We start from the raw sequence: 25,477 nt of genomic DNA, 5'->3' as shown, positions 1-25,477 counted from the left end.
AACTAACCTCTCAGTCCCGGCTCAGCCCGCGAGGACGTCGTCGCTGTTCAGCCGGCGCAGCTCGCGAACGAGCAGGGCGACGCCGGTGACGATGGCTGCGGCGGAGACCACCGCGTCGACCAGCTGGAGCGTGTCCTGCTCGCCGCGGGCCTGCTTCGCCTGCTTGACCACGCTCACCGCGCCGAACAGCGTGGTGCCGATGGACAGATACGTGCCTGCCTTGGACTTCTTGAAGCCCTTGGCCTTCTTGATCGCACTCACAGCTGCGGTGCCTCCTCCAGAAGCGGGTGGCCCCAGCGGTCGTGGAACGCGGCCTCGACCGCCGCGCCGACCTTGTAGAGCCGGTCGTCCTTCATGGCCGGGGCGATGATCTGCAGCCCCACGGGGAGCCCGTCCTCCGGGGCGAGGCCGCACGGCAGCGACATGGCCGCGTTGCCCGCCAGGTTGGTCGGGATGGTGCACAGGTCCGCGAGGTACATCGCCATCGGGTCGTCGGCGCGCTCGCCGATCGCGAAGGCGGTGGTCGGGGTGGTCGGCGAGACGATCACGTCGACCTGCTCGAAGGCCTTCTCGAAGTCCCGGGTGATCAGGGTCCGGACCTTCTGCGCCGAGCCGTAGTAGGCGTCGTAGTAGCCGGAGCTGAGCGCATAGGTACCGAGCATCACCCGGCGCTTGACCTCGGCGCCGAAGCCGGCCTCGCGGGTCAGCGAGGTGACCTCCTCGGCCGAGCGGCTGCCGTCGTCACCGGTCCGCAGGCCGTAGCGCAGGCCGTCGAAGCGGGCCAGGTTGGAGGAGCACTCGGAGGGCGCGATCAGGTAGTACGCGGCCAGCGCCAGGTCGAAGGACGGGCAGTCCAGCTCGACGATCTCGGCGCCCAGCTCCTTGAGCAGCTCCACCGACTCGTCGAAGCGCTGCACCACGCCGGGCTGGTAGCCCTCGCCGCGGAACTGCTTGACGACGCCGACGCGCATGCCCTGGACGGAACCGTTGCGGGCCGCCTCGACGACCGGCGGGACCGGGGCGTCGATGGAGGTGGAGTCCAGCGGGTCGTGACCGGCGATCACCTCGTGCAGCAGCGCCGCGTCCAGCACGGTGCGGGCGCAGGGGCCGCCCTGGTCCAGGGAGGACGAGAAGGCCACCATGCCGTAGCGGGAGACCGCGCCATAGGTGGGCTTGACGCCGACGGTACCGGTGACGGAGGCCGGCTGGCGGATGGAGCCGCCGGTGTCGGTGCCGATGGCCAGCGGGGCCTCGTAGGAGGCCAGCGCGGCGGAGGAACCGCCGCCGGAGCCGCCGGGGATCTTGGTCAGGTCCCAGGGGTTGCCGGTGGGGCCGAAGGCGCTGTTCTCGGTGGAGGAGCCCATGGCGAACTCGTCCATGTTGGTCTTGCCGAGGATGACGACGTCGGCGTCCTTGAGGCGCTTGGTGAGCGTCGCGTCGTACGGCGGGATCCAGCCCTCGAGGATCTTGGAGCCAACGGTGGTGGGCACGCCCTTGGTGGTGAAGATGTCCTTCAGCGCCAGCGGCACACCGGCCAGCGGGCCCAGCTTCTCGCCGCGCTCGCGCTTGGCGTCCACGGCACGGGCCTGGGCGAGGGCGCCCTCGCGGTCCACGTGCAGGAAGGCGTGCACCTTCTCGTCCACGGCCTCGATCCGGGCCAGGTGGGCCTCGGTCACCTCGACGGCGGTGACCTCGCCGGAGGCGATCTTCGCCGCGATCTCGGCGGCGGTCAGCTTGATCAGCTCGGTGGTCATGGTCACTCCTCCCCCAGGATCTGCGGCACCTTGAAACGCTGCTGCTCCTGGGCCGGGGCGCCGGAGAGCGCCTGCTCGGGCGTCAGCGACGGACGGACCACGTCCGGGCGCATGACATTGGTCAGCGGCAGCGGGTGCGACGTCGGCGGTACGTCCTGTTCGGCGACCTCGGAGACGCGGGCGACCGCGCCGATGATGTCGTCGAGCTGGGTGGCGAAGTGCTCGAGCTCTTCGTCCCGCAGCTCCAGGCGCGCCAGCCGGGCGAGGTGGGCGACCTCCTCGCGCGTGATGCCAGGCATGCAGCGATCCTCAGGGTGAGTGTGGTGGTTTCGCGCCCAATCCTATGGCTCGGAGCGCCATGGCCGCGAAACGGTTTGCTGCGCGGCTTGCGGAGGGTTCGGGTGCGCGCGGGTTTCGTCGCCGGGTGCGGGCCGTCTGCGGCCGCTCGCGCCCATGCGGCGGAGCCGCATATGAATCCGCCCCGCGCCCCTTTCCGTACGTACCCGGCAACGAGACCGCACCCCGCCCCTATGTGACCACGTCCTCCTCCGCCACCGTCGGGACGACCCCCGCCGCCCCCTCCCGATGCCATCCGCTCTCGCTGCGCAGACGCAGCCAGGCCGTCGTCTCATCGGCGGGCATGGCGGCCGCGACCAGCCACCCCTGCACCGCATCGCACCCCAGATCCCGCAGCCGCTCCCAGGTCTCGTCGTCCTCGACGCCCTCGGCGACGACCAGCAGCCCCAGCGAGTGCGCCAGGTCCAGCGTGCAGCGGACGATCTCCGCGTCCTCGTTGTCGATGGCCAGCCGGGCCACAAAGGACCGGTCGATCTTCAGCTCGCTCACCGGCAGCCGCCGCAGATGCACCAGGGAGGAGTAACCGGTGCCGAAGTCGTCCAGGGACATCTTCACTCCGTGCCCGGTGAGCCCGGCCAGTGTGTCGGCCGCCCGCTGCGGGTCCTCCAGCAGGACATGCTCGGTTATCTCCAGCTGGAGCGCTCCCGGCGGCACCCCGTGCCGGGCCAGCCGGGCGGCCACCGAGCCGGCGAAGCCGGGGGTGTGCACATCGCGCGGTGAGACATTGACGGCAACCGGCACCTCCAGGCCCATCGCCCGCCAGCGGGCGACCTGGGCCAGCGCGGTCTCCAGGACATACTCGGTCAGCCGGGGCATCAGCCCGGAGGACTCGGCGATGGCGATGAACTCATCCGGGGAGATCCGGCCGCGCTCCGGGTGCACCCAGCGCACCAGCGCCTCCAGGCCCTCGACATGTCCGTCGAAGCCGACCTTGGGCTGGTAGTGCAGCTCCACCTCGCCGGCGTCCAGCGCCCGGCGCAGGTCTCCCAACAGCCCCAGCCGGTCGGGGGTGTTGCCGTCCCGGCGGGCCTCGTAGACCTCCACTCCGCTGCGGTCCCGCTTGGCCTGGTACATCGCCACATCGGCGCGCCGCAGCAGCCCTTCGGCGTCCAGGGCGTGGTCGGGGTAGACGGCGACGCCCGCGCTGGCCTCCAGCACCAGCGTCAGCCCGTCCAGGTCCAGCGGCGAGCCGAGCGCGGCCACCAGGGAACGGGCCACCCGCTGGGCACTGGTGAGGGAGTCGGTGACCGGCAGCAGCACGGCGAACTCATCGCCGCCCAGCCGGGCGGCCTCCGCGTCGCGGGGCAGGGCCAGCCGCAGCCGGGCGGCGATCTGGAGCAGCAGCCGGTCGCCGGCCAGATGCCCGAGCGTGTCATTGACGGACCGGAAGCGGTCCAGATCGATCAGCACCAGTGCGGTGCGGTCGGCGGATTCCTCCGCCTCGTCCAGCGCGGCCCAGGTGCGCTCCAGCAGCCACTGCCGGTTGGGCAGTCCGGTGAGCGGGTCGCGCAGCTGCTCCTCGGCGCGGGCGTGGGCGATCCACAGGGTGGAGTCCAGGGCGATCAGTGGCACCGCGAACAGCGGGAGCAGCAGCGGGGCGTGGTCGGCGACCACGGCGATCAGCGGGGCGATGCCCAGCAGCGCGCCGCCGACCAGGGCCTGCCGCCACAGGGCGGCCCGGGCGAGGTTGGTGGTCAGGCCGTTTCTGGGGGCCAGATAGCGCCATAGCAGGGCGCGGGTGACGGCCAGATAGACAAAGGCGGTCAGGGCGATCTCGGGTACGTCGCCCAGTCGCCACAGGTCGGGCAGCCAGGGGTTTTCCACGCTGACGTCGGTGCCCCAGCCGCTCAGGACCAGTCCGCCCGCCGCGACTCCGAGGATGTCGACGGCGCAGTGGAGTAACGCCTGTCGCCAGCGGTGGCGGCGGGCGATGGCCACAAAGGTGACCACCGCCATGCCGATCAGCGCGGCCGGGATCCAGCCGAAGAGCAGCAGTACGGCCAGGGTGAGGGCGGCGCCGGAGCCGGTGCCGCCCCACCACCGGTCGCGGCCGAGCGCCACCAGATGGGCGACGATCAGCGCGGTGAGGGTGGCCAGCGACCAGCCGACGGTGTGGCCGGGAAACACCGCCCGTCCGCCGGTGAAGGCGCAGGCGATGCCGATGGCCAGCACCACCGCCGCCAGAGGGATACAGATCACCGGGAGCGCATGCGGTGGATCCCGGCGCAGCCGTGATACCGGTTCGGCGCTGTCGGTGGGTTTCATGCCCGTCCCTCTCACAGCCGGCGGTGCCCGCGCCACGGCAGGCGCACATCTCAACAGTAGGCCGCAGAAGGCTACGACGGGCAGCGATCGGCAGCGGTTGCCCGAACGGGATCCAGCCTTCCGCGGCCTTCTGTTGAGCGCTGTAGGGGTAATGCCCACTGCCTGTGCGGGCATTACTCCGCTGGGGTGGCCTCCTGTGGAACGGCGGCCGCGCGGGCGGCGTCCGGGCCTTCGGCGAGCAGCACGGCGAAGCCGTCCTCCTCCAGCACCGGGACCTTCAACTGCATGGCCTTGTCGTACTTGGAGCCGGGGTTGTCACCCACCACCACGAAGTCGGTCTTCTTGGAGACCGAACCGGTCACCTTGGCGCCCTGGCTCTGCAGGGCCTCCTTGGCTCCATCACGGGTGTACGAGCTGAGGGTTCCGGTGACCACCACGGTCAGCCCGGCAAGCGGACGAGGCCCCTCCTCTTCGCCGCCCTCCTCTTCCATGCGTACGCCCGCGGCCCGCCACTTCTCCACGATCTCGCGGTGCCAGTCCTCGGCGAACCACTCCCGGACGGCGGCCGCGATGGTGGTGGACACCCCGTCCACCGCGGCGAGTTGTTCCTCGGTGGCCTCGGCGATCCGGTCGAGGGAGCGGAACTCCCGGGCCAGCGCGGCCGCGGCGACCGGGCCCACATGACGGATGGACAGCCCATTGATGATCCGGGCCAGCGGGCGCTCCTTGGCGGCCTGGATGTTCTCCAGCATGGCCAGGGAGTTCTTCTTGGGCTCGCCCTTCTGGTTGGCGAAGAAGGTGACCACCTTCTCCTCGCCGGTTTTGGTGTCGCGCTTGGGCAGTCCGCTGTCGGGGTCGCGCACATAGGACTTGATGGGCAGCAGCTGCTCGATGGTCAGGTCGAACAGGTCGCCCTCGTTCTTCAGCGGCGGAGCCGACGGCTCCAGCGGCTGGGTGAGCGCGGAGGCCGCCACATAGCCGAAGTTCTCGATGTCCAGGCACTCGCGGCCGGCCAGGTAGTAGATGCGCTCGCGCAACTGCCCCGGGCAGCTCTCGGCGTTGGGGCAGCGCAGGTCGATGTCGCCCTCCTTCATGGGGCGCAGCGCGGTGCCGCACTCGGGGCACTCGGCGGGCATCACGAATTCCCGCTCGGTGCCGTCGCGCAGGTCCACCACCGGGCCGAGGACCTCGGGGATCACATCGCCGGCCTTGCGGATGACCACGGTGTCACCGATGAGCACACCCTTGGCCTTGACCACCTCCTGGTTGTGCAGGGTGGCGAACTCCACCTCGGAACCGGCCACGGTGACCGGCTCGAAGACCGCCTGCGGCGTCACCCGGCCGGTGCGGCCCACCCCCACCCGGATGTCCAGCAGCTTGGTGTTGACCTCCTCCGGCGGGTACTTCCAGGCGATGGCCCAGCGCGGGGCGCGGGCGGTGGAGCCCAGCCGGCCCTGCAACGGCACCTCGTCGAGCTTGACGACCACGCCGTCGATCTCGTGCTCCATGGAGTGGCGCACCTTGGGCTGGCCGTAGTGGGCGATGAACCTGCGCACCCCGTCCAGGGAGTCGAGCACCTCGGCGTGCGCGGCGGTGGGCAGGCCCCATTCGCGCAGCAGCTCATAGGCCTGCGACTGGCGCTCGATGGCGAAGCCCTCGCGGGCGCCCACGCCGTGCACCACCATGTGCAGCGGGCGGGTGGCGGTCACCCGGGGGTCCTTCTGACGCAGCGAACCGGCCGCCGCGTTGCGGGGGTTGGCGAACGGCGGCTTGCCGGCCTCCACCAGACGGGCGTTGAGCTTCTCGAACTCGGCCATCGGGAAGTAGACCTCGCCGCGCACCTCCACCAGCGGCGGGACGCGGTCGCCCTGGAGCCGGTCGGGAATCTCCCCGATGGTGCGGACATTGGGGGTGATGTCCTCGCCGGTGCGGCCGTCGCCACGGGTGGCGGCGCGGACCAGACGGCCGTGTTCATAGGTGAGGTTGACGGCCAGGCCGTCCACCTTCAGCTCGCACAGGAAGTGGTAACCGGCCTGGGTGCCCAGTTCCTTGACGATACGGTCGGCCCAGCCGGCCAGCTCCTCGTCGGTGAAGGCGTTGTCCAGGGAGAGCATCCGCTCGCGGTGCTCGACCGAGGTGAACTCGGTCGCATAGGACCCGGCGACCTTCTGGGTGGGCGAGTCCGGGGTGCGCAGCTCCGGATGCTTCTCCTCCAGCGCCTCCAGCGAGCGCAGCAGCCGGTCGAACTCGGCGTCACTGATGACCGGCGCGTCCTTGACGTAGTACCGGAAGCGGTGCTCCTCGACCTGCTCGGCCAGCAGCGCGTGCTCCTCCCGCGCCTCGGCGGGCACCGAGTCCCCTGCCGCGAGCTTGCCGCCGTGCTGTTCGACAGCCACCGTCTTTTCCTCCCGTTATCCGTTGAGCGCCGTCACTCAGGGTTGTCCGCGAGCGATGCGGCCGCCCGGACGCAGTGCGCCAGTGCCGCGCGGGCATATGCGGGCGAAGCACCCGCCAGTCCGCACGACGGGGTGACCACCACGGACTCCGCGAGAATTCCCGGTGCCAGCCCCAGCCTGCGCCACAGCGTCCTGACCCCCATGACGCTACCGGCAGGGTCGGACAATCGGCTGTCCGTGCCCGGCACCACGCCCGCGAACAGCCTGGTACCGGCCTCCACCGCCTCGCCGATGGCCTCGTCCTCACGCTCGGTGAGCAGTGAGAAATCGAACGAGATGCCCTGGGCGCCCGCCCGCCGCAGCAGACCGAAGGGCACCCGGGGAGCGCAGGAGTGCACGATGAGCGCCCCCTCGGCCTCCTGGACCACCTGCCCGATCTCCCGGAGCGCTCCCTCGACCACGCCCCGGTCCACGGCCCGGTGGGTCCGGTAGCCGCTGGCGGAGCGGATCCGTCCGTCCAGCACCGCCGGCAGCGAGGGCTCGTCCAGCTGGAGCACCAGCCGGGCACCGGGCACCCGGCGCCGCACCTCGGCCAGGTGGCCGCGCAGCCCCTCGGCGAGCGAGCCGGCCAGGTCCCGGCAGGCGCCCGGATCGCTCAACGCGGCCTCGCCACCGCGCAGTTCCAGGGCGGCGGCCAGGGTCCACGGGCCCACCGCCGACACCTTCAGCGGCCCCTGGTGGTCCCGGGCGAACTCCTCCAGCGCGTCCAGGTCCTCGCCCAGCCAGGACCGGGCCCGCCGGGTGTCCCGGCCCGGCCGGTCGGAGATCCGCCAGCCGCTGGGTTCCAGGTGGGCGAAGACCTCCACCAGCAGTCCGGCGGTCCGTCCGGTCATATCGGCGCCCGGGCCGCGCCCGGGCAGTTCCGGCAGATAGGGCAGGGCCTCCAGCGACCCCACGACGGTCTTCACGGCCTCCCGGGCATCCGTCCCGGGCATCGACCCGACCCCCGTGGCGACGCCGGGGCCCCAGCTCAGCTCGTTCTCACTCACCCGGGAAGGGTACGAGAGACGGCGCCCCGCCAGGTGGTGCAGGGGTTCAGGACTCCGGAACTCCGGACGCCCGGTGCCCGGCGCGCAGCCCCAGCCGGCCGGTCAGCGAACCGGCCGCATAGGCGGCGGTCATCAGGGCGAAGACCATCGCGATGCCCGGGTACCAGCCGCTCGTCCCGCTCAGTACGGCGCTCATCACGGCGATGCCGACCAGGGAGCCGATCTGCCGGTTGGCGTTGAGCGAGGCGCCGGCGATGCCGGCGTGGGCGGGCCCGGCCGCCTCCATCAGGGCACCGGTCATGGCCGGCGAGGCCACCCCGACGCCCAGGTTGATCACGGCGAGGAGCACCGCGATCACCCAGTAGGGCATGGCCGGGGAGATGGTCAGGGCCAGGACCAGCATGCCGGCCGCGGCCAGGCCCAGCGAGGCGGTGAGCGCGGTGCGGTTGCCCAGGCGGCGCCCCAGCCGGGAGTAGAGCACATTGCCCACCAGCCAGACCAGTTGGGCGGGCAGCAGCTCCAGGCCCGCCACCACGGGGCCGGCGCCGCGCGCCTGCTGGAAGAACAGCGCCAGCGCGAACATCCCGCCGTAGAGCGCGAAGTTGAACAGGAACCCGATCAGACCGGCCGCCCGGAAGCGGGAGTCGGCGATCAGCTCGGCGGGCACGATCCGCTGCGCCGAGCGGCGCTCCCGCGCCCCGAAGGCGACCGCCGCCAGCACCGCCACCGCCAGCGAGCCCAGCACCACCGGGGAGGTCCAGCCCGCCTCCGGGCCCTGGATCAGCCCATAGCTGAGGCCGGCCAGGGCGAGCAGGCCCAGCGCGTGCCCGCCGACCCCCAGCGCCCCGGGCCGGCCGGGCACCTCGGTCACATGACGGCGCGCCAGCACCAGGCCGGCCAGTCCCACCGGCAGGTTGATCAGGAAGATGGACCGCCAGCCGAAGGCGCCGACCAGCGCCCCGCCCAGCGCCGGGCCGACGCCCGCCGCCGTGGACACGATCGCCGACCACAGTCCCAGCACCCTGGCCCGCTCCCGGCTGTCGGGGAAGGCCGCCAGCAGCAGCGTCAGCGAGCTGGGCATGAACAGTGCGGCGCCCGCGCCCTGCAGCAGCCGCGCCGCGACCAGCACCCCGGCCACCGGCGCCGCGGCGCACAGCACCGAGGCGGCGGTGAACAGCCCCAGCCCCGCCAGGTACACCCGCCGCGCCCCATGGCGCCCGGCCAGCGAGCCGGCCAGCAGCAGCAGCGAGGCGAAGGCCAGGACGTAGCCGCTCATCACCCAGGTGAGCCCGGAGAGCGACATGCCCAGGCCGGAGCGCAGCGAGGGGCCCGCCACATTGGCGATGGTGGTGTCCAGGGTGGCCATCACAAAGCCCAGGGCCAGCGCCGGGAGTTGGAGCCCCAGGCGTGCGGGGGCGGCGGTGGTGTCGGCCACCGGGGTACGGGTCTCAGCGATCATGCAAAAGAAGTTATAGTTGTATCGATTACAGCAACAATAGTTACAGCTCGAACTTTACTCAGGCTATGCAAAAGCCCCCGGGACGATGCCCCGGGGGCCTTTGGACGCCGCCGCCGTCAGGATCCGGCCAGCGCCCTGAACAGCCGCTCGCGCAACTCCCCCAGGTCCGCCCCGGAGAGGTGGTCCAGCGGCGAGTCCTGCGCCATCCGCCTCAGCAGCTCCAGCCGCAACCGGCGCCCCGCCTCGGTCAGTACCAGCTGCTTGGCCCGCCGGTCCTGCGGATGCGGCTCGCGCACCACCAGACCGCGCTTCTCCAGCTTGTCCATCACATAGGTCACATTGGGCGGCTCGCAGCTGAGCACCGCCGCCAGCTCCCGGGCCGTCTTGGGATCCGCCAGCTCCTCCAGGGCGTTGGCCTGGGTGAGGGTCAGATCGAACTCGGCGACCCGGCTGCGCCGGTGCGCGTCCATCCGCTTGCCCAGCTCATTGACCAGGAGCCGGATGTCCCGGACCGAGGTCCCCGCCGCGGCGGTGTCCGTTGCGCTGCTCATGCCACTCAGCCTACGTCGCCGGTTCAGCGGCCCGGCCGGACCGTCATATCGTTGATCTCGGCGTCCCGTGGCAGGTCGATGGCCAGCAGAATGGTCGACGCCACCGACCGCGGGTCGATCCACCGCTCCGGGTCGTACTCCCTGCCCTCCTGCTGGTGCACCTTGGCCTGCATGGCGGTGGCCGTGCGCCCCGGGTACACACTGGTCACCCGCACCCCGTTGGCATGCTCCTCGCCCCGCAGCGAGTCGGCCAGCGCCTTCAGCCCGTGCTTGCTGGCCGCGTAAGCACCCCAGTTGGGGCCCGCGTTCAGTCCGGCACCGGAGTTGACGAACACCACATGCCCGCGCGAGACCCGCAGTTGCGGCAGCAGCAGCCGGGTCAGCTCGGCCGGCGAGACCAGGTTGACGGCCAGCGTGGAGTTCCAGGTCCTGGGCGTCAGCTCGCCCACCCCGCCGAGGTCCACGACCCCCGCGATATGCAGCAGCGAGTCCACCCGCTCGGGCAGCGTCTGGTGGCCCAGCGCCCAGGACAGCCGGTCCGGGTTGCCCAGGTCCGCGACGAGCGTACGGGCCCCGGGGAACCGCGTCGCCAGCTCCTTGGCCCGCCCCGCGTCCCGGGCGAACAGCCACAGCTCGTCCCCGCGCTCCAGCAGCCGCTCGGCGACCGCCTCCCCAATGCCGGATCCGGCTCCGGTGATCACATGTGTAGCCATGCGGTACAGCTTGCCCTACCTTGCCGGGCGCGATGCGGTGCCCCCGGACGAGGGCGACGGTCAGGACGTGGCCGACTCCAGCCAGGCCAGCGCCCCCGCCCCGTCCTCCGCGAAGAACACCAGCTCGGCCAGCGGGCGCGGCAGGAAACCCTCCGCCTCCATCCGCTGGAACTGCTGCCGCAGACCGTCGTAGAACCCGGCCGTGTTCAGCAGCACCACCGGCTTCTCATGCAGCCCGTGCTTCTTCAGTTCCAGGATCTCGGTCGCCTCGTCCAGCGTCCCGGTGCCGCCCACCATGACCACGATGGCGTCCCCGCGCGCCAGCAGCTCCGCCTTACGTTCCGCCAAGTCCCTGGCGATCACCATCTCGTCGGCGTCCACCCGGGCCTTGTCCCGCAGGAACTCCACCGAAACCCCCACCAGACGGCCGCCGTTGGCCTGCACGCCGTCCGCCATCACCTTCATCAGCCCGCTCTCCGAGCCGCCCCACACCATGGTGTGGCCGCCCTTGCCGATCATCCCGGCGAACTCCCGGGCGGGGACGGTGTACCGGGCGTCGAGGTCGGCGGCGGAGCAGAAGACGGTGATGTTCATGGGGGTGAGGTTACGCGGCCACGGGGAATAGCCGGCACCTCCGCGGCGCTCCCCACCCTCGTACCGGTCCCGCCTGTTCGAGGAGTGCCATGAGCAACACCCGCACCGTCATAGACGAGTTCTACCGCCGCGTCGGCAACGGCGACATCGCCGGCCTCGGTGAGCTGTTCGCGGACGAGGTGGACCTGGATGTGTACGGCTCGGAGGATGTGCCCTGGATCGGCAAGCGCTCGACCGGGGCCGAGGCCGTCGAGTTCTTCCGGACGCTGCCCAAGTACCTGGAACCGCTGGAGTTCACCGTGACGAAGATATTCGTCGACGGGGAGGATGCCGTGGCCCTCGGCCATATGCGGCAGAAGGTGAAGGCCAACGGGCTGGTCTTCGACTCCCCCTTCGCCTTCCGCTTCACCGTCGTGGACGGGAAGATCACCCGCTATGTGGTCTATGAGGACAGCCTCGCCCTGGCCCGCGCCTTCGGCGGCTCCTGAGCCGCGCCACGGCCCGCGGCGGAACCCGTTCCGCCGCGGGCCCTCCGGGCGTACCCACACTCACCAGGGCCCCACCGGCACCAGGTCCGGCCCCACCGCGTGCCAGTCGTGCCCGGCGTCGTTCACCCGGTGGAACAGGTGGCCGCAGTACCAGGCCACCAGGTCCTGGCCATAGACGTCCTCCCCGTTGAGATACGCGTCCAGCCCGTCGCCCGCCGCGCTGCCCTGCCGTCCGTGCCGGTCCTCCGCCGCGTGGTAGCGCAGCAGCCATAGATCCCCGGTGGAAAAGGCGTCCGCCGTACCGTCGTTGGGCCCGGGCAGCAGGTAGTAGCCGCGGCCGCTGTCCATGTCCACGGCCGCCCAGGCGCGCCGTGACCGGGCGTTCTTCACCCGGCGGGTCTCCTGGCGGAATGGATGCCAGCCGCGCCCCCACCCCTCGTCCGCGCCATAGGAGTTGTACTCCAGGAGCAGATCGCGCGCCGGCCCGTCGATGTCGAAGTCGAACCGCCAGTAGATGTGGTGGCGGTGGTCGAAGGGGCACTGCAGCCCCGCGCTGAACAGCCGTGGCATCACCACCCCGTTGGACCAGAACACCCACCGGTGCGTCAGCCGGTAGGCGCCGATGGTGTGGTACGACTCCACGGTCAGCGCCTGCTGCCCGCCGCCCGCGTAGGAGTAGACACACACCCGCCGGCCCGGACAGCGCTGGGTGGGATGGGAGTTGTCGTAGTTGAGCGGGTCCTTGTACGGACCGCAGGCGTCCTGGTCGTACTGCACCCGCAGCGACGGCAGGCTCGCCTTGGCGAACACCTGGTGCCCCCGGTAGGCGGCCCCCGAGATGACGATCCCCTCCTCGTCCGGCGCGTCGGCCAGCCGCCAGTCGAAGGTCCACAGCGGCCGGCCGGCGGGCCAGGACACCCGCCCTGACTCACTCATCGCAGCACCCTCCCCCGGCGTCCGTCTCCACCACCCGCTCCTCGCCCAGATCCACGATCACCCGCACCCGGGGCAGGCGTTCACCGGGCGGTCCGAAGCCGACATAGGCCCGGCGGCGGCCATGGTGCCGGTCGCCCTCCCCGACATCGCTGGTGAGCAGCACCATGGGGACGAAGCCGGCCGCCAGCCGCGGGGCGGTCGCGGGGTGCGCCCGGGCCAGGGCCACGGCCCGCTCGGTCTCCACGGTGGACAGCGCGGGCTGCCCCGCCCCCGCCGCGATCGCGGTCACGGTCAACTCGGCACGGTGCACCGTGACTTCGAGGGCGTGTCCGGCCGTGTAGTCGTACAGCAGGGCGAGGATGCCGGCGGGCGCGGCGCCGCCCTTGCCGTCATCGGTGGTGCTCGCGCCCAGGAAGGCGTACCGGTGCCCCTGGAGCGCGCCACGCACCCGCTCGTCCGCGAGGAGCACGGCCAGCAGATCGGGCCCCTGCGCGGCCTCCTCCCGGTGATGGGCGTCGGTCAGGACCGCCACCGGCAGCTCTTCGGCCGTCGGCGCGGGCAGTTCATGGATCACGGGGTGGACGACCGGCGGAAGCTCGGGCAGGCCCGGGCGGTCCGGCGGCGGGGGGAGGTGGATGGCGGGCGGCATGGCAAACCCTTCCTGCCGGGTACCAACGCTCACAATCCCCAGTGTTTCAACCCGAATTCGGGCAGTCACCACCTTGGGCCGGGCCGACTGGAGCGCACCCGGCCGCCGCGCGCCCCCGGCGCTCGGTGGGCCCGCGTTGCGTATGGCGCGGAGCGCCTGTCACCCCATCGAGTGCCGCGAACACGAAAGCATGCCCGCCCGCCCGCACATCAGGTCAGGCTTGGCCCACCGTCGCTAACCTGGCAGCGACCAGGACCCAAGGGGAGGGCACACCATGACCACGCAACTGGAGCGCCCGGTGACGACTGAGGAGATGCGGAAGTTCGAGGAGCTCGACGCGGCTTTCCCGGACTACCACGCCGAGATGATCGACGGAGAGGTCTACTTCGAGACCGTGGTTACCAGCGCGCACGGACAGATGGTCATGGCCATCGGTGCCCAACTCCTGGCGCACTGGTGCGTCATGACAGAAGTCGACACCCTGTATGAGGGCTGGCGCGGCAAGACGATCGTCCGGCCCGACATCTCCGTCGCCGATCCCTCCTACCGGGGCAATCAGCTCAGGCAGTTCCCCGCCGAGGAAGTCATCCTCATGGTGGAGGTCGTCTCCGAGTCCAATCCGGAAAACGACACCCGCCGCAAACTACGGAAGTACGCCCAGGCCGGGATCCCGCTGTACCTGATCGTCAACCCTCTCAAGGGCGAATGCCTGCTCCACTCGCTCCCCAGCGGCGACCACTACCGTGGCCGCGTGGAAAGCAAGTTCGGCGATCCCATCACCCTCGGCGAACCGCTCAACACCACCCTCGACACCTCGGCGCTCTACGCCTACTGAAACCCACGCTGCGGTGCGGCGGGCCGGCCGTCAGCCGCTGAGGGCCCCCGCCCGCTCGGTGGCCGAGATGGTCGCCGAGCCGACCACCCGGGTGCCGTCGTAGAGGACGATCGCCTGGCCGGGGGCGACCCCGCGCACCGGCTCGGCGAAGGAGACCTTCAGCTCGTCGCCGGTCAGTTCGGCGGTGACCGCGGTCTCGCCGCCATGGGCCCGCAGCTGCGCGGTGTACTCGCCCGGACCGGAGGGGGCCGCGCCGCACCAGCGGGGCCGGATCGCGGTCAGCCCGGAGACGCTCAGCGACTCGGCGGGGCCGACGGTGACGGTGTTGTTCACCGGGGAGATGTCCAGGACATAGCGCGGCTTGCCGTCCGGCGCCGGGTGGCCGATCCGCAGGCCCTTGCGCTGGCCGATGGTGAAGCCGTACGCGCCCTCATGTGTACCGATCTTGGTGCCGGACTCGTCGACGATGTCGCCCTCCGCCTTGCCCAGCCGCTTGGCCAGGAAGCCCTGGGTGTCGCCGTCGGCGATAAAGCAGATGTCGTGGCTGTCCGGCTTCTTGGCCACCGCCAGGCCCCGGCGCTCCGCCTCCGCGCGGATCTCCTCCTTGGTGGTGAGGGTGTCGCCGAGCGGGAACATGGCGTGGGCCAGCTGCTTCTCGTCCAGGACGCCCAGCACATAGGACTGGTCCTTGGCCATGTCGGAGGCGCGGTGCAGCTCTCGGGTGCCGTCCTCGTTGACCACGACGGTGGCGTAGTGGCCGGTGCAGACCGCGTCGAAGCCCAGCGCGAGCGCCTTGTCCAGCAGCGCGGCGAACTTGATCTTCTCGTTGCAGCGCAGGCAGGGGTTGGGGGTGCGGCCGGCCTGGTACTCGGCGATGAAGTCCTCCACCACGTCCTCGCGGAAGCGGTCCGCCAGGTCCCAGCAGTAGAAGGGGATGCCGATGACATCGGCGGCGCGGCGCGCGTCGCGGGAGTCCTCGATGGTGCAGCAGCCACGGGCGCCGGTGCGGAAGGACTGCGGGTTGGCGGAGAGGGCCAGGTGGACACCGGTCACCTCATGGCCCGCTTCGACCGCTCGGGCGGCGGCCACGGCGGAGTCGACGCCGCCGGACATGGCGGCGAGGACGCGCAGCCGCTTCCCGTCGCGGGGGGCCAGCGGGTCGGGGGCACCAGGGAAGTCAGTCATGGTCCCTCCAGGGTACGGGGCCGCGCGGACCGCGTTCCGCGGGGCACCGGTGCCGCTCAGCTCAGGCCGGCGCCCCGGGCCCGTTCCACCACCGGGCCGATGGCCTCGGTCACCGCCCGTATGTCCGCCTCGGTGGAGGTGTGGCCCAGCGAGAAGCGCAGGGTGCCCCGGGCCAGGTCACGGTCGGTGCCGGTGGCCAGGACCACATGGCTGGGCTGGGCGACGCCCGCGGTGCAGGCGGAGCCGGTGGAGCACTCGATGCCCAGGGCGTCCAGCAGCAACAGCAGGGAGTCGCCCTCACAGCCGGGGAAGGAGAAGTGGGCGTTGGCGGGCAGCCGGCCGGCCGGGTCCGGGTCGCCGCCCAGCACGGCGTCGGGCACCGCGGCCCGGACGCCCTCGATCAGTTGGTCGCGCAGCGCCCCGATCTCCCGGGCGAAGTCCGCGCGGCGCTCGGCGGCCAGCACCCCGGCCACCGCGAAGGCGGCGATGGCGGGCACATCCAGGGTGCCGGAGCGCACCTGACGCTCCTGGCCGCCGCCGTGCAGCAGCGGCACCGGCTCGTACTGCCGGCCCAGCAGCAGGGCGCCGATGCCATAGGGGCCGCCGATCTTATGGCCGCTGACCGTCATGGCGGCCAGGCCGGAGGCGGCGAAGTCCACCTCCAGCTGGCCGACGGCCTGCACCGCGTCGGCGTGCATCGGGATATCGAACTCGGCGGCCACCTCGGCGAGTTGGCGCACCGGCAGCACGGTGCCGATCTCGTTGTTGGCCCACATCACGGTGATCAGGGCGACATCGCCGGGGTTGCGCTCGACCGCCTCGCGCAGCGCGTCCGGGTGCACCCGGCCGTAGCCGTCCACGGGCAGGTACTCGACCGTGGCGCCCTCGTGCTCGGCCAGCCAGTGCACCGCGTCCAGCACCGCGTGGTGCTCCACCGGGCTGGCCAGCACCCGGGTGCGGGCCGGGTCGGCGGCCCGCCGTGCCCAGTACAGGCCCTTGACGGCGAGGTTGTCCGCCTCGGTGCCGCCCGCGGTGAACACCACCTCGCTGGGGCGGGCGCCGAGCGAGGCCGCGAGGGATTCGCGGGCCTCCTCGACGGTGCGGCGCGCCCGGCGCCCCGCGGCATGCAGGGAGGAGGCGTTTCCGGCGACGGTGAGCTGGGCGGTCATCGCCTGCACCGCCTCCGGGAGCATCGGAGTGGTGGCGGCGTGGTCGAGGTAGGCCATGGTGCGCACGATTCTACGAGCCGGTGTCTCCGGCCAGTCCCCGGTGGGTTTGCGTTGGAGTGAGCTCTAGCACCTAGCGTCTTTCCCATGAACGACGCGATCAACGAGAACGACCTGAGCAACGACCTGGACAAGGCCCGGCAGGCGCGCTTCGAGCGTGGCCTGGAGGTGCTCCGGCAGGTGGACGGGGAGGCCGGGCAGCGGGTGGTGGACGCCATGGCCGATATCAACCCGGAGCTGGGCAACCAGATCATCTCCTGGGCCTTCGGCGAGATCTATGACCGCCCCGGGCTGGCACCGCGCGACCGGCAGCTGGTCACCCTCGGCATGCTGACGGCGCTGGGCGGGTGCGAGCCGCAGGTCGAGGTGCATGTGAACGGGGCGCTGAATGTGGGGCTGACGCCGGAGGAGGTCGTGGAGGCCCTGCTGCACTCGGCGGTCTACTGCGGTATCCCCAAGGCGCTCAATGCCACCTTTGTGGCCAAGAAGGTGTTCGCGGAGCGGGGGCTGCTGCCGGTCGGCAAGTGACCTCCGGGCGGGCGCCCGGTGGCGGGCGCCCCGGTCAGACCTTCTCCACCTCCACCACCCGGCTGCGCCGGTGCCAGGCCCTGGGGGCCCGCCAGTTGAACCGCATGGCCAGCAGCCGCAGCAGGAAGGCGGTCAGCACGGGGAAGGCGTTGGTCGGCCCGTGCAGGACATGGAAGCGGATCATCACCGCGGCGATGGCCGCGCCCACCATGGCCGGCACGGCATACAGGTCGCGGTCCCAGCGCAGCAGCGAGGGGACCTCATGGGCGAGGACGTCGCGCAGTACGCCGCCGCCCACCGCGGTGGCCAGCCCCAGGGTGGCGGACTGGGTCAGGCCCAGGCCATGGGAGTACGCCTTGACCGTGCCGGTGACGCAGAACAGGCCGAGGCCGGCCGCGTCGAAGACCCCCACCGCGGTGGTGATCCGCTCCACCTCGGGGTGCAGAAAGAAAACGATCAGGGTGGCCAGCAGCGGGGTGAGGAAGTAACCCAGGTCACTGAAGGCGGCCGGCGGCACCGCGCCGATGACCAGATCCCGGAACAGCCCCCCGCCCAGCGCGGTGACCTCGGCCAGCACCGCCATGCCGAAGACATCGAAGTTCTTGCGCACGCCCAGCAGCGCGCCCGACATGGCGAAGACGAAGATCCCGGCGATGTCGAGCCAGTGCTGGACGGAGGGACTGAACAGATCGGAGAGCACCCGACATTCTTACGCGTGGCGGACAGTCCTCAGGTCCTGCCCGGGGCCGCCCGGGCCCCGCCTAGCTCAGCGCCGGCTTGCCGGGCTGGGACAGCCAGGTGTGGAAGAGATCACCCAGCCGCTGCCCGGAGACCTGCTCGGCGAGCGCGATGAACTGGCCGACGCTCGCATTGCCATAACGGTGCCGGCTGGTCCACGCCGGCAGCAGCCGGAAGAACGCCTGGTCGCCGATCCGCTCCCGGAGCGCCTGCAGGGCCATGGCCCCACGGCCGTAGACCGCGCCGGAGAACATGGTGTCCCGCTGGGGGTCGGCCACATCGATCTTCCAGAAGGGATCGTCCGACTTGACGGAGTCGTAGTAACGCCGGAAGGAATCATGGGCGCTGCGGCGGCCCTTGTGTTCGTCCCAGAGCCACTGGGCGTAGGTGGCGAAGCCCTCGTTGAGCCAGATGTCCTTCCAGTGCGCCACCGAGACCGAGTCGCCGAACCACTGGTGGGCCAGCTCATGGGCGATGGTGGTCTCGCCCCGGATGGCCGAGTAGACCGGCTTGGACTGGACCTCCAGCGAGAAGCTCGCGTCGGGCATGTCATCGACGATGGCGCCGGTCTCCTCGAAGGGATACGGGCCGAAGACCTTGGACCAGTAGTCGGTGATCTCGGAGGTCAGCGCGAAGACATCGGTGTGGTTCCTATTGGGCAGCGTGGGGTCGATGGCGGTGTAGACCGGGATGCCGCCGGGGGTGCGGCCGGTGCGCACATCCAGCTTGCCGATGGTGGCGGTGGCCAGGTACGTGGCCATGGGCCGGCTCTCCCGCCAGTGGGTGACGGTACTGGCGCCCCGGGTCCGGGTGGAGACCAGCCGTCCGTTGGAGACCGCGGTCAGGCCCTTGGGCGCCTTGACCGTGATGTCGAAGGTGGCCTTCTCGGAAGGGTGGTCGCTGGACGGGAACCAGGTGGAGGCGGCGTTGGGCTCACAGGCCACGAAGACGCCGGTCCTGGTCTTCATCCAGCCGTACTTGGAGCCGAAGACAATGGGGCCGCTGAGCGGCTGGGGTATGCCGCCATAGGTGACGGTGGTGGTGAAGGAGCGTCCCTTGGGGATGAAGTGCCGTGGGGTGATGAGCAGTTCGTCTCCCTTGCGGGTGAAGTCAGCCCGCCGGCCGTTCACCTGGACCGAGCTGACGGTCAGCTGCTGGAGGTCCAGATCGAAGGCGGACAGGTCCTGGGTGGCCCGGGCGTGCACGGTGGTGCGGCCGTCCAGCCGCCCGCTGTCGGGGGCGTAGCCGATGTCCAGGTCGTAGTGGGCCACCTTGAAGCCGCCGTTGCCCAGTCCGGGGAAGTAGGAGTCGCCGATGCCGGGCGCGCCGGGGGTGGGATGGTGGCGGCCGGCGGGGGCGGCCGAGATCACACAGGCCGAGGCCATCGCCACGGCGATGGCCAGGATTCTGGTGGAGCGCGATCCAGGTGAACGGGAGGGTGCGGGTCTCATCGACGTCCCTTCGAAGGCGTTCGTTGGACGTGCGGAATCTGCCCCCTCTCCCGTCACCTCATGCCCATGTCCCTCTCAACTCTCCTTCTCCGGGGTGGAATTGGCCTGGGGCGCGTTCTCCGGATGGTGGCAGGCCACCTGGTGCCCCGCCGCCAGGGCGAGCAGCGGCGGCTCCTGCTGCTTGCACACCTCGGTGGCCTTCCAGCAGCGGGTGTGGAAGCGGCAGCCGGCCGGCGGGGAGATCGGCGAGGGGACATCGCCCTTGAGCAGAATGCGCTCCCGCTTGGCCCGCCGCCTGGGGTCGGGCACCGGCACCGCGGACAGCAGTGCCTTGGTGTAGGGGTGCATGGGCTTGTCGTACAGCGCCTGGCGGTCCGCCAGTTCCACCAGCTTGCCCAGGTACATCACCGCGATGCGGTCCGAGACATGACGGATCACGGATAGGTCGTGGGCGATGATGACATAGGTCAGGCCGAGTTCGTCCTGGAGGTCGTCCAGCAGATTGACCACCTGGGCCTGGATGGAGACATCCAGGGCGGAGACCGGTTCGTCGGCCACCACCAGCCGGGGCTTGAGGGCCAGCGCGCGGGCGATGCCGATGCGCTGGCGCTGGCCGCCGGAGAACTCGTGCGGATAGCGGTTGTAGTGCTCGGGGTTGAGGCCCACCAGCTCCAGCAGCCGCTGTACCTCCCGTTTCACCCCGCCCTCGGGGGTGATGCCCTGCAGCCGGAACGGGGCGCCGACGATGGTGCCCACGGTGTGCCGGGGGTTGAGCGAGGAGTAGGGGTCCTGGAAGATCATCTGGATGTCGCGGCGCAGCGGCCGCATGGCGCCCACGCCGAGATGGGAGATGTCCCGGCCCTCGAACTCCACGGTGCCGCCGGTGGGTTCCAGCAGCCGGGTGACCAGCCGGCCCATGGTGGACTTGCCGCAGCCGGACTCGCCCACCACGCCCAGGGTCTCCCCCGCGCGGACGTCGAAGCTCAGTCCGTCCACGGCGTGCACCGCGCCCACCTGGCGCCGCAACAGCCCCTTCTGGATGGGGAAGTGCTTGACCAGGCCGTCCACTTTCAGAAGGGTCTCGGTCCGCTGCCGGGGGACGCTCATCTCTTGATCCTTCACAGCTTGGGCGCAATCTCTTCGGTCCAGATCCGCGTCCGCTCCTCGTGCGGCAGGTGGCAGGCGGAGTAGTGCTTCTCCTGGCCGGGCACCGGGGCGAGTTCGGGCCGGCGGGTGCGGGTCACCCCGCCCTCCGGCTTGTCGGCGTACGGGCAGCGGGGGTTGAAGGCGCAGCCGGAGGGCACATTGATCAGGCTGGGCGGGGAGCCCTTGACCGGGATCAGCCGTTCGGTCTGCGCGCGGTCGATGCGCGGCATGGAGCCCAGCAGCCCCCAGGTGTAGGGGTGCTGGGGCTGGTAGAAGACCTGCTCGGCCGGCCCGCGCTCGGCGCAGCGGCCGCCGTACATCACCAGGATGTCATCGGCCAGTTCGGCCACCACCCCCAGGTCATGGGTGATCACGATGACCGCGGAGCCGAACTCCTTCTGCAGGTCGCGGATCAGGTCCAGGATCTGGGCCTGCACGGTGACATCCAGGGCGGTGGTGGGCTCGTCGGCGATCAGCAGGCTGGGGTTGTTGACCAGCGCCATGGCGATCATGGCGCGCTGGCGCATCCCGCCGGAGAACTGGTGCGGGTAGTCGTCCACCCGGCGGTCGGGCTGGGGGATGCCGACCCGGTCGAGCATCTCCACGGCGCGTTTGCGGGCCGCCTTCTTGTCCACCTGGTGGTGGGTGCGGTACGCCTCGGCGATCTGGTGGCCGATGGTGAAGTAGGGGTGCATGGCGGACAGCGGGTCCTGGAAGATCATCGCCATCTCGCGGCCGCGCAGCCGCCGCACCTCGTCGGGGTCCGCGGTGAGCAACTCCCGCCCGTCGAAGTGGATTTCACCGCTGATCCGGGCCTTGCGCCGGCCGTACTGGCCGACGGTGTGCAGGCCCATGATGCCCAGCGAGCTGACCGACTTCCCGGAGCCGGACTCACCGACGATGCCCAGCGTGCGGCCCTTGTCCAGCTGGAAGGAGAGCCCGTCCACCGACTTCACCAGCCCGTCGTCGGTGGGGAAGTGGATGCGCAGGTCGCGGACGTCCAGATAGGCGGTGGCGGCGGCTTCGGCCGCGTCGGTCACGGGCGTGGTCACGAGAGCCTCACTCGGGGGTCGATCACGGCGTACAGCAGGTCCACCACCAGGTTGGCGACCACCACGGCGGTGGCCGCGATCAGCACCACGCCCAGGATCAGCGGCAGGTCCCGGTTGCTGATGGCGGTGACCGCCGCCTGGCCCAGGCCCGGCAGGCTGAAGGCGGTCTCGGTGAGGATGGCGCCGCCGACCAGGGCGCCCAGGTCCATGCCCAGGATGGTGAGCACCGGGGTCATGGTGGAGCGCATGGCGTGCTTGCCGATCACCACCCGTTCGGTGAGGCCCTTGGCGCGGGCGGTGCGGATGTAGTCCTCGCCCAGCACCTCCAGCATGGTGGCCCGGGTGAGCCGGGCGTACATGGCGGCATAGAGGAAGGCCAGGGTGATCCAGGGCAGGATCAGCCCGCTGAACCAGGCGCCCGGGTCATCGCCGAAGGGGGTGTACTCGGCCTTGGTCCAGCCGAGTTGGTTGTTGAAGAGGGCGAGCGCCAGCAGCGCGGTGAAGTAGATGGGCAGCGAGACCCCGGCCAGCGCGGTCACCATGGCGGCCCGGTCGATCTTGGTGCCGCGCTTGAGCGCGGAGACCACCCCGGCGCTCACTCCGGCCAGCAGCCAGATCACACAGGCGCCGCCGGCCAGCGAGAGGGTGACCGGCAGCCGGTCGGTGAGCACCGGCCAGACGGCCTGTTCGGTGCGGAAGGAGTAGCCGAAGCAGGGAGCCGGGCAGTGATCGCTGGTCCCGCCGCCGGTGTAGTCCCGGCCGGCGAAGATGCCGGAGACAAAGTGCCAGAACTGCACCAGGATCGGGTCACCGAGCCCGAGTTTCTGCCGGATGCCCTCGATGGTCGCCGGGTCGGCCTGCTTGCCCACATAGAGCGCGGCGGGATCGGATCCGGTGAGCTTGGGGATGGCGAAGAAGATGCCGAAGGTCACCAGGGTGACCACCAGCAGCATCACGATGACGGCGAACAGCCGCCGGACGATGTAAGCGAACACTGCGGTCGGCCCGGCGGGGCCCGGGGTGCCTTGAGCGGCCCCCCGGGCCACCGCACTCGGCCCTCACCTGCCCTTCGGGCTCAGCGGCGGGTGCGCCTGGAGCGGACGGAGGATCACTTGGTGACGCCCAACGAGACATAGTCATAGCGGCCGTTGTAGGAGTCGGCCGTGTAGACATTGGTCAGCCGGGAGCTGCGCCAGATGATGTTCTTCTCGTAGGTGAAGGGCAGGTACCAGGCGCCCTCCATCACCTTCTTGTTGGCCTCTTCGTAGATCGTCCCGGCCTTGACCGGGTCGTTCTCCGCGATGCCCTGGTCGAAGAGCTTGTTGATCGCGGGGTCGTCGAGCTCGGGGTAGTTCTGGTTGCCGCTCTGCTCGATGAACCGGCCGTCCGCCAGCGGCTGGAGGAAACCCTGGCCGCTGGGGAAGTCGGAGCCCCAGCCGAAGATGATGATGCCGTAGTTCTTGGCCTTGACGTTCTTGGGCGAGCCGACGATGCCGGTGGACTGGGCGCCGTCGTACTGGTCGATCTGCGCGTCGATGCCGACCTTCTTCAGCGCGGCCTGCATCGACTCGGCGGTGTTGATCTCCTGCTGTTTGTTGTTGCGCACCGCGATGGTGGTCTTGAAGCCGTTCTCCTTGCCGCAGGCCTTGAGCTCCTCCTTGGCCTTGGCCTCATCGGGCTTGCCCTGCTTGAGGTTGTACGGGTCGTAGCTCGCCTCATAGCCCTTGACGGCCGGCGGCAGCATGCTGGTGCCGATGTCGCCGCCCGCCTCGGGGCCGCCGCGCGCGGTCTGCAGCGAGGTGTGGTCGGCGGCGTAGATGACCGCCTTGCGGCAGTGCTCGTTGTCGAAGGGGGCCACCGACTTGGGGAAGGCGGCGAAGCGGATAAAGCCGGTCTGCGGGTTGTCCAGGTTGGCCTTGTCGGACTGCATGGCCTTCTGGCGGCCGGCCGAGCCCATGCCGGTGGCGGCGAGGTCCAGGTCGTACTCGCCATTGATCAGACGGCTGTCCATGTCATCGGCGTTGGTGGTGAGCTTGACGCTGACCTTGTCCGGAAGCGCCTTGCGCAGCGGGTCGGAGCTCTGGTTCCACTTGTCGTTGCGGACCAGCTCCAGGTTCTTGTTGGGCTGGTAGGAGGAGAACTTGTAGGGCCCGTTGGAGAAGGGGTGCAGTCCGTACTTCTCCCCGGTGTCCATGTCCGGCCGCACCGGCGCGGCCGCCGGCAGGGCCAGCATCTGCAGGAAGTCACCATTGGGCTTGGGCAGATGGAAGATGACGGTCTTGGCGTCCGGCGTCTCGACGGGCTTCAGCCCCAGCTTGTCCTTGCTGGTGTCCTTGTAGGGCCCCTTGTACTCCTTGCCGGGGTCCAGCACCTGCATCAGCCAGGTCGGGCCGCCGGAGATCTTGTCCTGGGCCCAGGTGCGCTCAATGCCGTACTTGATGTCCTGGGCGGTGACGGGCTTGCCGTCCTCCCAGGTCAGACCGTCACGCAAGTGGAAGGTGTAGGTCTTCTTGTCGGCCGAGACCTGTCCGGTGTCGGTGGCCATATCGGGCACCAGATTGGTGCTGTCCGCACCGGGCGCCGTCTTGGGGGTGATCAGGGTGCGGGTGTAGAAGCGGGCGAAGTCCCACATAAAGCCGTAGTAGCCGCGCTGCGGGTCCCAGGAGTCGGCGTCCTGGGTGGAGATGAACTTCAGCTCACCGCCCTTCTTGGTGGACTGGCTGGCGATCTTGTTGATGCCCGCGTTGAAGCCGGGGGCCTTGCCGTCGCTCTTGCTGCCGCCCTTGCCGCCGCCACAGCCCGCGACACCGATCAGTGCCGCCGCGACCAGCGCCGCCGTGGCGGTCAGTCTGCGCCTGGAGTTTCCTTGCGTTGCCAAGATGTCGCGACCTCCGTGGTGACCTGGCCGATCAAATCGGCCGGGGAAACGGGTGAGTTGGTACGCAGCGGGGCTAGCGGGAACCCTTCGGGTCCAGGGCATCGCGGATGCCGTCGCCGAGGAGGTTGAACGCCAGCACGGTGACGAAGATGGCGACCCCCGGGATGATCATGAACATGGGGTCGCCCTCATAGGTCTGTACGGCCCGGGAGAGCATCTGCCCCCAGGAGGCGGTGGGTGCCTTGACCCCGGCGCCCAGGAAGCTCAGCGCGGCCTCGGTGAGCACATTGGTGGGGATCATCAGGGTGGCGTACACGGTGATCGGCGCCACCAGGTTGGGCAGCAGCTCCCGGAAGAGGATGTAGCGCCGCCCCGCGCCCAGGCTGCGCGCCGCCTCCACATACTCGCGCTCCCGCAGCGAGAGGGTCTGGCCGCGCACAATGCGGCCCACATAGGGCCAGCCGAAGAAACCGATCACCGCGATCAGTACGGCCATCCGCACGCCCGAACCGCTCAGCCCCCACAGCTCGTTGGGCACCACCGAGATCAGCGCGATGATGAACAGCAGCTGGGGGAAGGCCAGCAGGGCGTCCATCACCCGGCTGATCAGCGAGTCGACCCAGCCGCCGAAGTAGCCGGCGATGATGCCGAAGACGGTGCCGATGGCCACCGCCACCACGGCGGACAGAAAGGCCACCAGCAGCGAGACCCGCGCCCCGTAGACCACCCGGCTGAACACATCCCGGCCGTTGGTGGGCTCAACTCCGAACAGGAAGTCCGAGTTGATACCGCCCCAGGAGCCCTTGGGCATGCCGTCGAAGGCGTTGATCCGGTCCTCGTGGAAGTCATTGGGCGGATGCCCCAGCAGATGCACGATCACCGGCGCGAAGACCGCCAACAGGATCAGCAGCAGGACCACCGCCCCGCCACCCAGCGCCCATTTGTCGCGCTTGAGGCGCATCCAGGAGATCCGCCAGGGAGAGCGTCCCTCGATGGCCTTGGCGGGTGCGTCGCCGACGACGTCCATCGGATCGGCCGGACTGGTCTCGGGCAACGGTGCCGTCATCGTGGGACCCCTCTCAACCGGCGCAGGGCCGGCGCACGCCTGACCGCTGACAGCGGCTGGTTCACATCACTGGTGCAAGTGGTGCGGTAGTGCGGGACGTTCACGCGGAGCAGGTCGTACCGGACCGACGGGTCCTTGGAGCGGGAGTCTTCAACGCGTTA

General features: G+C 70.5%; 24 protein-coding genes. 3 read left to right on the top strand and 21 right to left on the bottom strand.

Annotation, left to right across the window (positions count from 1 at the left end; genetic code table 11):
* Window positions 1-21: 21 nt before the first annotated feature.
* The 10 genes from ACIHFE_RS07340 to ACIHFE_RS07295 form a co-directional block, all read right to left on the bottom strand.
* The gene (locus tag ACIHFE_RS07340; protein WP_400104838.1) at window positions 22-261 is read right to left on the bottom strand and encodes a hypothetical protein; all 240 of its coding nucleotides are present in this window, start codon (window positions 259-261) and stop codon (window positions 22-24) included.
* Window positions 258-1,754, bottom strand: a complete 1,497-nt coding sequence (gene gatA / locus ACIHFE_RS07335) for an Asp-tRNA(Asn)/Glu-tRNA(Gln) amidotransferase subunit GatA (protein ID WP_400104837.1) — start codon at window positions 1,752-1,754, stop codon at window positions 258-260. The genes ACIHFE_RS07340 and gatA overlap by 4 nt, the downstream gene beginning before the upstream one ends.
* A 2-nt stretch (window positions 1,755-1,756) precedes the next feature.
* Window positions 1,757-2,053 carry an Asp-tRNA(Asn)/Glu-tRNA(Gln) amidotransferase subunit GatC gene (gene gatC / locus ACIHFE_RS07330; protein ID WP_400104836.1) on the bottom strand — a complete coding sequence of 99 codons (297 nt, stop codon included), beginning with the start codon at window positions 2,051-2,053 and terminating at the stop codon, window positions 1,757-1,759.
* 229 nt (window positions 2,054-2,282) lie between these two features.
* Window positions 2,283-4,376: a putative bifunctional diguanylate cyclase/phosphodiesterase gene (locus ACIHFE_RS07325; protein ID WP_400104835.1), complete on the bottom strand. Its 2,094-nt coding sequence runs from the start codon at window positions 4,374-4,376 to the stop codon at window positions 2,283-2,285.
* A 173-nt stretch (window positions 4,377-4,549) separates the two neighbouring features.
* The gene (gene ligA / locus ACIHFE_RS07320) at window positions 4,550-6,772 is read right to left on the bottom strand and encodes an NAD-dependent DNA ligase LigA (RefSeq protein ID WP_400104834.1); all 2,223 of its coding nucleotides are present in this window, start codon (window positions 6,770-6,772) and stop codon (window positions 4,550-4,552) included.
* A gap of 32 nt (window positions 6,773-6,804) precedes the next feature.
* The gene (locus ACIHFE_RS07315) at window positions 6,805-7,821 is read right to left on the bottom strand and encodes a methionine synthase (RefSeq protein ID WP_400104833.1); all 1,017 of its coding nucleotides are present in this window, start codon (window positions 7,819-7,821) and stop codon (window positions 6,805-6,807) included.
* A 46-nt stretch (window positions 7,822-7,867) separates the two neighbouring features.
* Window positions 7,868-9,280 carry a DHA2 family efflux MFS transporter permease subunit gene (locus ACIHFE_RS07310; RefSeq protein WP_400104832.1) on the bottom strand — a complete coding sequence of 471 codons (1,413 nt, stop codon included), beginning with the start codon at window positions 9,278-9,280 and terminating at the stop codon, window positions 7,868-7,870.
* Between the two features lie 116 nt (window positions 9,281-9,396).
* Window positions 9,397-9,831 carry a MarR family winged helix-turn-helix transcriptional regulator gene (locus ACIHFE_RS07305; protein WP_400104831.1) on the bottom strand — a complete coding sequence of 145 codons (435 nt, stop codon included), beginning with the start codon at window positions 9,829-9,831 and terminating at the stop codon, window positions 9,397-9,399.
* Between the two features lie 23 nt (window positions 9,832-9,854).
* Window positions 9,855-10,544 (bottom strand): SDR family oxidoreductase, encoded by a 690-nt coding sequence (locus ACIHFE_RS07300; RefSeq protein WP_400104830.1) that lies wholly within the window; start codon window positions 10,542-10,544, stop codon window positions 9,855-9,857.
* 60 nt (window positions 10,545-10,604) lie between these two features.
* On the bottom strand, window positions 10,605-11,138 hold the full coding sequence (locus ACIHFE_RS07295; RefSeq protein WP_400104829.1) for a TIGR00730 family Rossman fold protein: 534 nt from the start codon (window positions 11,136-11,138) through the stop codon (window positions 10,605-10,607).
* Window positions 11,139-11,227: 89 nt separating this feature from the next.
* On the opposite strand from ACIHFE_RS07295, the gene ACIHFE_RS07290 reads away from it, so the two are divergent.
* Window positions 11,228-11,626, top strand: a complete 399-nt coding sequence (locus ACIHFE_RS07290; RefSeq protein ID WP_400104828.1) for a nuclear transport factor 2 family protein — start codon at window positions 11,228-11,230, stop codon at window positions 11,624-11,626.
* A gap of 60 nt (window positions 11,627-11,686) precedes the next feature.
* On the opposite strand, the gene ACIHFE_RS07285 is transcribed toward ACIHFE_RS07290, so the two are convergent.
* Both ACIHFE_RS07285 and ACIHFE_RS07280 read right to left on the bottom strand, forming a co-directional pair.
* Window positions 11,687-12,562: a hypothetical protein gene (locus tag ACIHFE_RS07285; RefSeq protein ID WP_400104827.1), complete on the bottom strand. Its 876-nt coding sequence runs from the start codon at window positions 12,560-12,562 to the stop codon at window positions 11,687-11,689.
* Window positions 12,555-13,211 carry a hypothetical protein gene (locus ACIHFE_RS07280; RefSeq protein ID WP_400104826.1) on the bottom strand — a complete coding sequence of 219 codons (657 nt, stop codon included), beginning with the start codon at window positions 13,209-13,211 and terminating at the stop codon, window positions 12,555-12,557. The genes ACIHFE_RS07285 and ACIHFE_RS07280 overlap by 8 nt, the downstream gene beginning before the upstream one ends.
* A gap of 274 nt (window positions 13,212-13,485) precedes the next feature.
* Between ACIHFE_RS07280 and ACIHFE_RS07275 the strand changes: the two genes are divergently transcribed.
* A complete protein-coding gene (locus tag ACIHFE_RS07275) occupies window positions 13,486-14,046 on the top strand; it encodes a Uma2 family endonuclease (protein ID WP_400104825.1) in 561 nt (186 codons plus the stop codon).
* 30 nt (window positions 14,047-14,076) lie between these two features.
* Here the strand turns inward: ACIHFE_RS07275 and mnmA are convergent, their stop codons facing one another.
* Window positions 14,077-15,231 carry a tRNA 2-thiouridine(34) synthase MnmA gene (gene mnmA / locus ACIHFE_RS07270; protein WP_400104824.1) on the bottom strand — a complete coding sequence of 385 codons (1,155 nt, stop codon included), beginning with the start codon at window positions 15,229-15,231 and terminating at the stop codon, window positions 14,077-14,079.
* Window positions 15,232-15,287: 56 nt separating this feature from the next.
* Window positions 15,288-16,457: a cysteine desulfurase family protein gene (locus tag ACIHFE_RS07265; RefSeq protein ID WP_400104823.1), complete on the bottom strand. Its 1,170-nt coding sequence runs from the start codon at window positions 16,455-16,457 to the stop codon at window positions 15,288-15,290.
* A gap of 87 nt (window positions 16,458-16,544) precedes the next feature.
* On the opposite strand from ACIHFE_RS07265, the gene ACIHFE_RS07260 reads away from it, so the two are divergent.
* Complete coding sequence (locus ACIHFE_RS07260) at window positions 16,545-16,985, top strand: carboxymuconolactone decarboxylase family protein (protein WP_400104822.1); 441 nt, start codon at window positions 16,545-16,547, stop codon at window positions 16,983-16,985.
* 34 nt (window positions 16,986-17,019) lie between these two features.
* Here ACIHFE_RS07260 and ACIHFE_RS07255 read toward each other — a convergent pair whose 3' ends face one another.
* From ACIHFE_RS07255 to ACIHFE_RS07225, 7 genes are all read right to left on the bottom strand, one after another.
* Window positions 17,020-17,685, bottom strand: a complete 666-nt coding sequence (locus tag ACIHFE_RS07255; protein WP_400104821.1) for a trimeric intracellular cation channel family protein — start codon at window positions 17,683-17,685, stop codon at window positions 17,020-17,022.
* Window positions 17,686-17,746: 61 nt separating this feature from the next.
* The gene (locus ACIHFE_RS07250) at window positions 17,747-19,174 is read right to left on the bottom strand and encodes a M1 family metallopeptidase (protein ID WP_400104820.1); all 1,428 of its coding nucleotides are present in this window, start codon (window positions 19,172-19,174) and stop codon (window positions 17,747-17,749) included.
* Between the two features lie 75 nt (window positions 19,175-19,249).
* Entirely contained in the window at window positions 19,250-20,281 is a 1,032-nt protein-coding gene (locus ACIHFE_RS07245) for an ABC transporter ATP-binding protein (RefSeq protein WP_400104819.1), read from the bottom strand.
* An 11-nt stretch (window positions 20,282-20,292) separates the two neighbouring features.
* Entirely contained in the window at window positions 20,293-21,372 is a 1,080-nt protein-coding gene (locus ACIHFE_RS07240) for an ABC transporter ATP-binding protein (protein ID WP_400104818.1), read from the bottom strand.
* Window positions 21,369-22,367: an ABC transporter permease gene (locus ACIHFE_RS07235; RefSeq protein ID WP_400104817.1), complete on the bottom strand. Its 999-nt coding sequence runs from the start codon at window positions 22,365-22,367 to the stop codon at window positions 21,369-21,371. The genes ACIHFE_RS07240 and ACIHFE_RS07235 overlap by 4 nt, the downstream gene beginning before the upstream one ends.
* Before the next feature lie 113 nt (window positions 22,368-22,480).
* A complete protein-coding gene (locus tag ACIHFE_RS07230) occupies window positions 22,481-24,250 on the bottom strand; it encodes an ABC transporter substrate-binding protein (RefSeq protein ID WP_400104816.1) in 1,770 nt (589 codons plus the stop codon).
* 73 nt (window positions 24,251-24,323) lie between these two features.
* Window positions 24,324-25,316, bottom strand: coding sequence for an ABC transporter permease (locus ACIHFE_RS07225; protein WP_400104815.1), 993 nt, complete (start codon window positions 25,314-25,316; stop codon window positions 24,324-24,326).
* Between the last annotated feature and the right edge of the window lie 161 nt (window positions 25,317-25,477).

Source organism: Streptomyces sp. NPDC052396, from assembly GCF_044593195.1.
GTDB lineage: Bacteria > Actinomycetota > Actinomycetes > Streptomycetales > Streptomycetaceae > Streptomyces.
The sequence above is the reverse complement of the archived record's forward strand: the minus strand, read 5'-3'. Positions and strand labels throughout refer to the sequence as shown.

Excerpts from the sequence above, each read along its gene's own strand:
- ACIHFE_RS07260 (WP_400104822.1), top strand. The coding sequence starts at position 16,545 with ATGAACGACGCGATCAACGAGAACGACCTGAGCAACGACCTGGACAAG.
- ACIHFE_RS07275 (WP_400104825.1), top strand. The coding sequence starts at position 13,486 with ATGACCACGCAACTGGAGCGCCCGGTGACGACTGAGGAGATGCGGAAG.
- ACIHFE_RS07245 (WP_400104819.1), bottom strand. The coding sequence starts at position 20,281 with ATGAGCGTCCCCCGGCAGCGGACCGAGACCCTTCTGAAAGTGGACGGC.
- ACIHFE_RS07305 (WP_400104831.1), bottom strand. The coding sequence starts at position 9,831 with ATGAGCAGCGCAACGGACACCGCCGCGGCGGGGACCTCGGTCCGGGAC.
- ACIHFE_RS07280 (WP_400104826.1), bottom strand. The coding sequence starts at position 13,211 with ATGCCGCCCGCCATCCACCTCCCCCCGCCGCCGGACCGCCCGGGCCTG.
- ACIHFE_RS07285 (WP_400104827.1), bottom strand. The coding sequence starts at position 12,562 with ATGAGTGAGTCAGGGCGGGTGTCCTGGCCCGCCGGCCGGCCGCTGTGG.
- mnmA (WP_400104824.1), bottom strand. The coding sequence starts at position 15,231 with ATGACTGACTTCCCTGGTGCCCCCGACCCGCTGGCCCCCCGCGACGGG.
- gatA (WP_400104837.1), bottom strand. The coding sequence starts at position 1,754 with ATGACCACCGAGCTGATCAAGCTGACCGCCGCCGAGATCGCGGCGAAG.
- ACIHFE_RS07225 (WP_400104815.1), bottom strand. The coding sequence starts at position 25,316 with ATGACGGCACCGTTGCCCGAGACCAGTCCGGCCGATCCGATGGACGTC.
- ACIHFE_RS07250 (WP_400104820.1), bottom strand. The coding sequence starts at position 19,174 with ATGAGACCCGCACCCTCCCGTTCACCTGGATCGCGCTCCACCAGAATC.
- gatC (WP_400104836.1), bottom strand. The coding sequence starts at position 2,053 with ATGCCTGGCATCACGCGCGAGGAGGTCGCCCACCTCGCCCGGCTGGCG.
- ACIHFE_RS07295 (WP_400104829.1), bottom strand. The coding sequence starts at position 11,138 with ATGAACATCACCGTCTTCTGCTCCGCCGCCGACCTCGACGCCCGGTAC.
- ACIHFE_RS07290 (WP_400104828.1), top strand. The coding sequence starts at position 11,228 with ATGAGCAACACCCGCACCGTCATAGACGAGTTCTACCGCCGCGTCGGC.
- ACIHFE_RS07265 (WP_400104823.1), bottom strand. The coding sequence starts at position 16,457 with ATGGCCTACCTCGACCACGCCGCCACCACTCCGATGCTCCCGGAGGCG.
- ACIHFE_RS07325 (WP_400104835.1), bottom strand. The coding sequence starts at position 4,376 with ATGAAACCCACCGACAGCGCCGAACCGGTATCACGGCTGCGCCGGGAT.
- ACIHFE_RS07310 (WP_400104832.1), bottom strand. The coding sequence starts at position 9,280 with ATGATCGCTGAGACCCGTACCCCGGTGGCCGACACCACCGCCGCCCCC.
- ACIHFE_RS07300 (WP_400104830.1), bottom strand. The coding sequence starts at position 10,544 with ATGGCTACACATGTGATCACCGGAGCCGGATCCGGCATTGGGGAGGCG.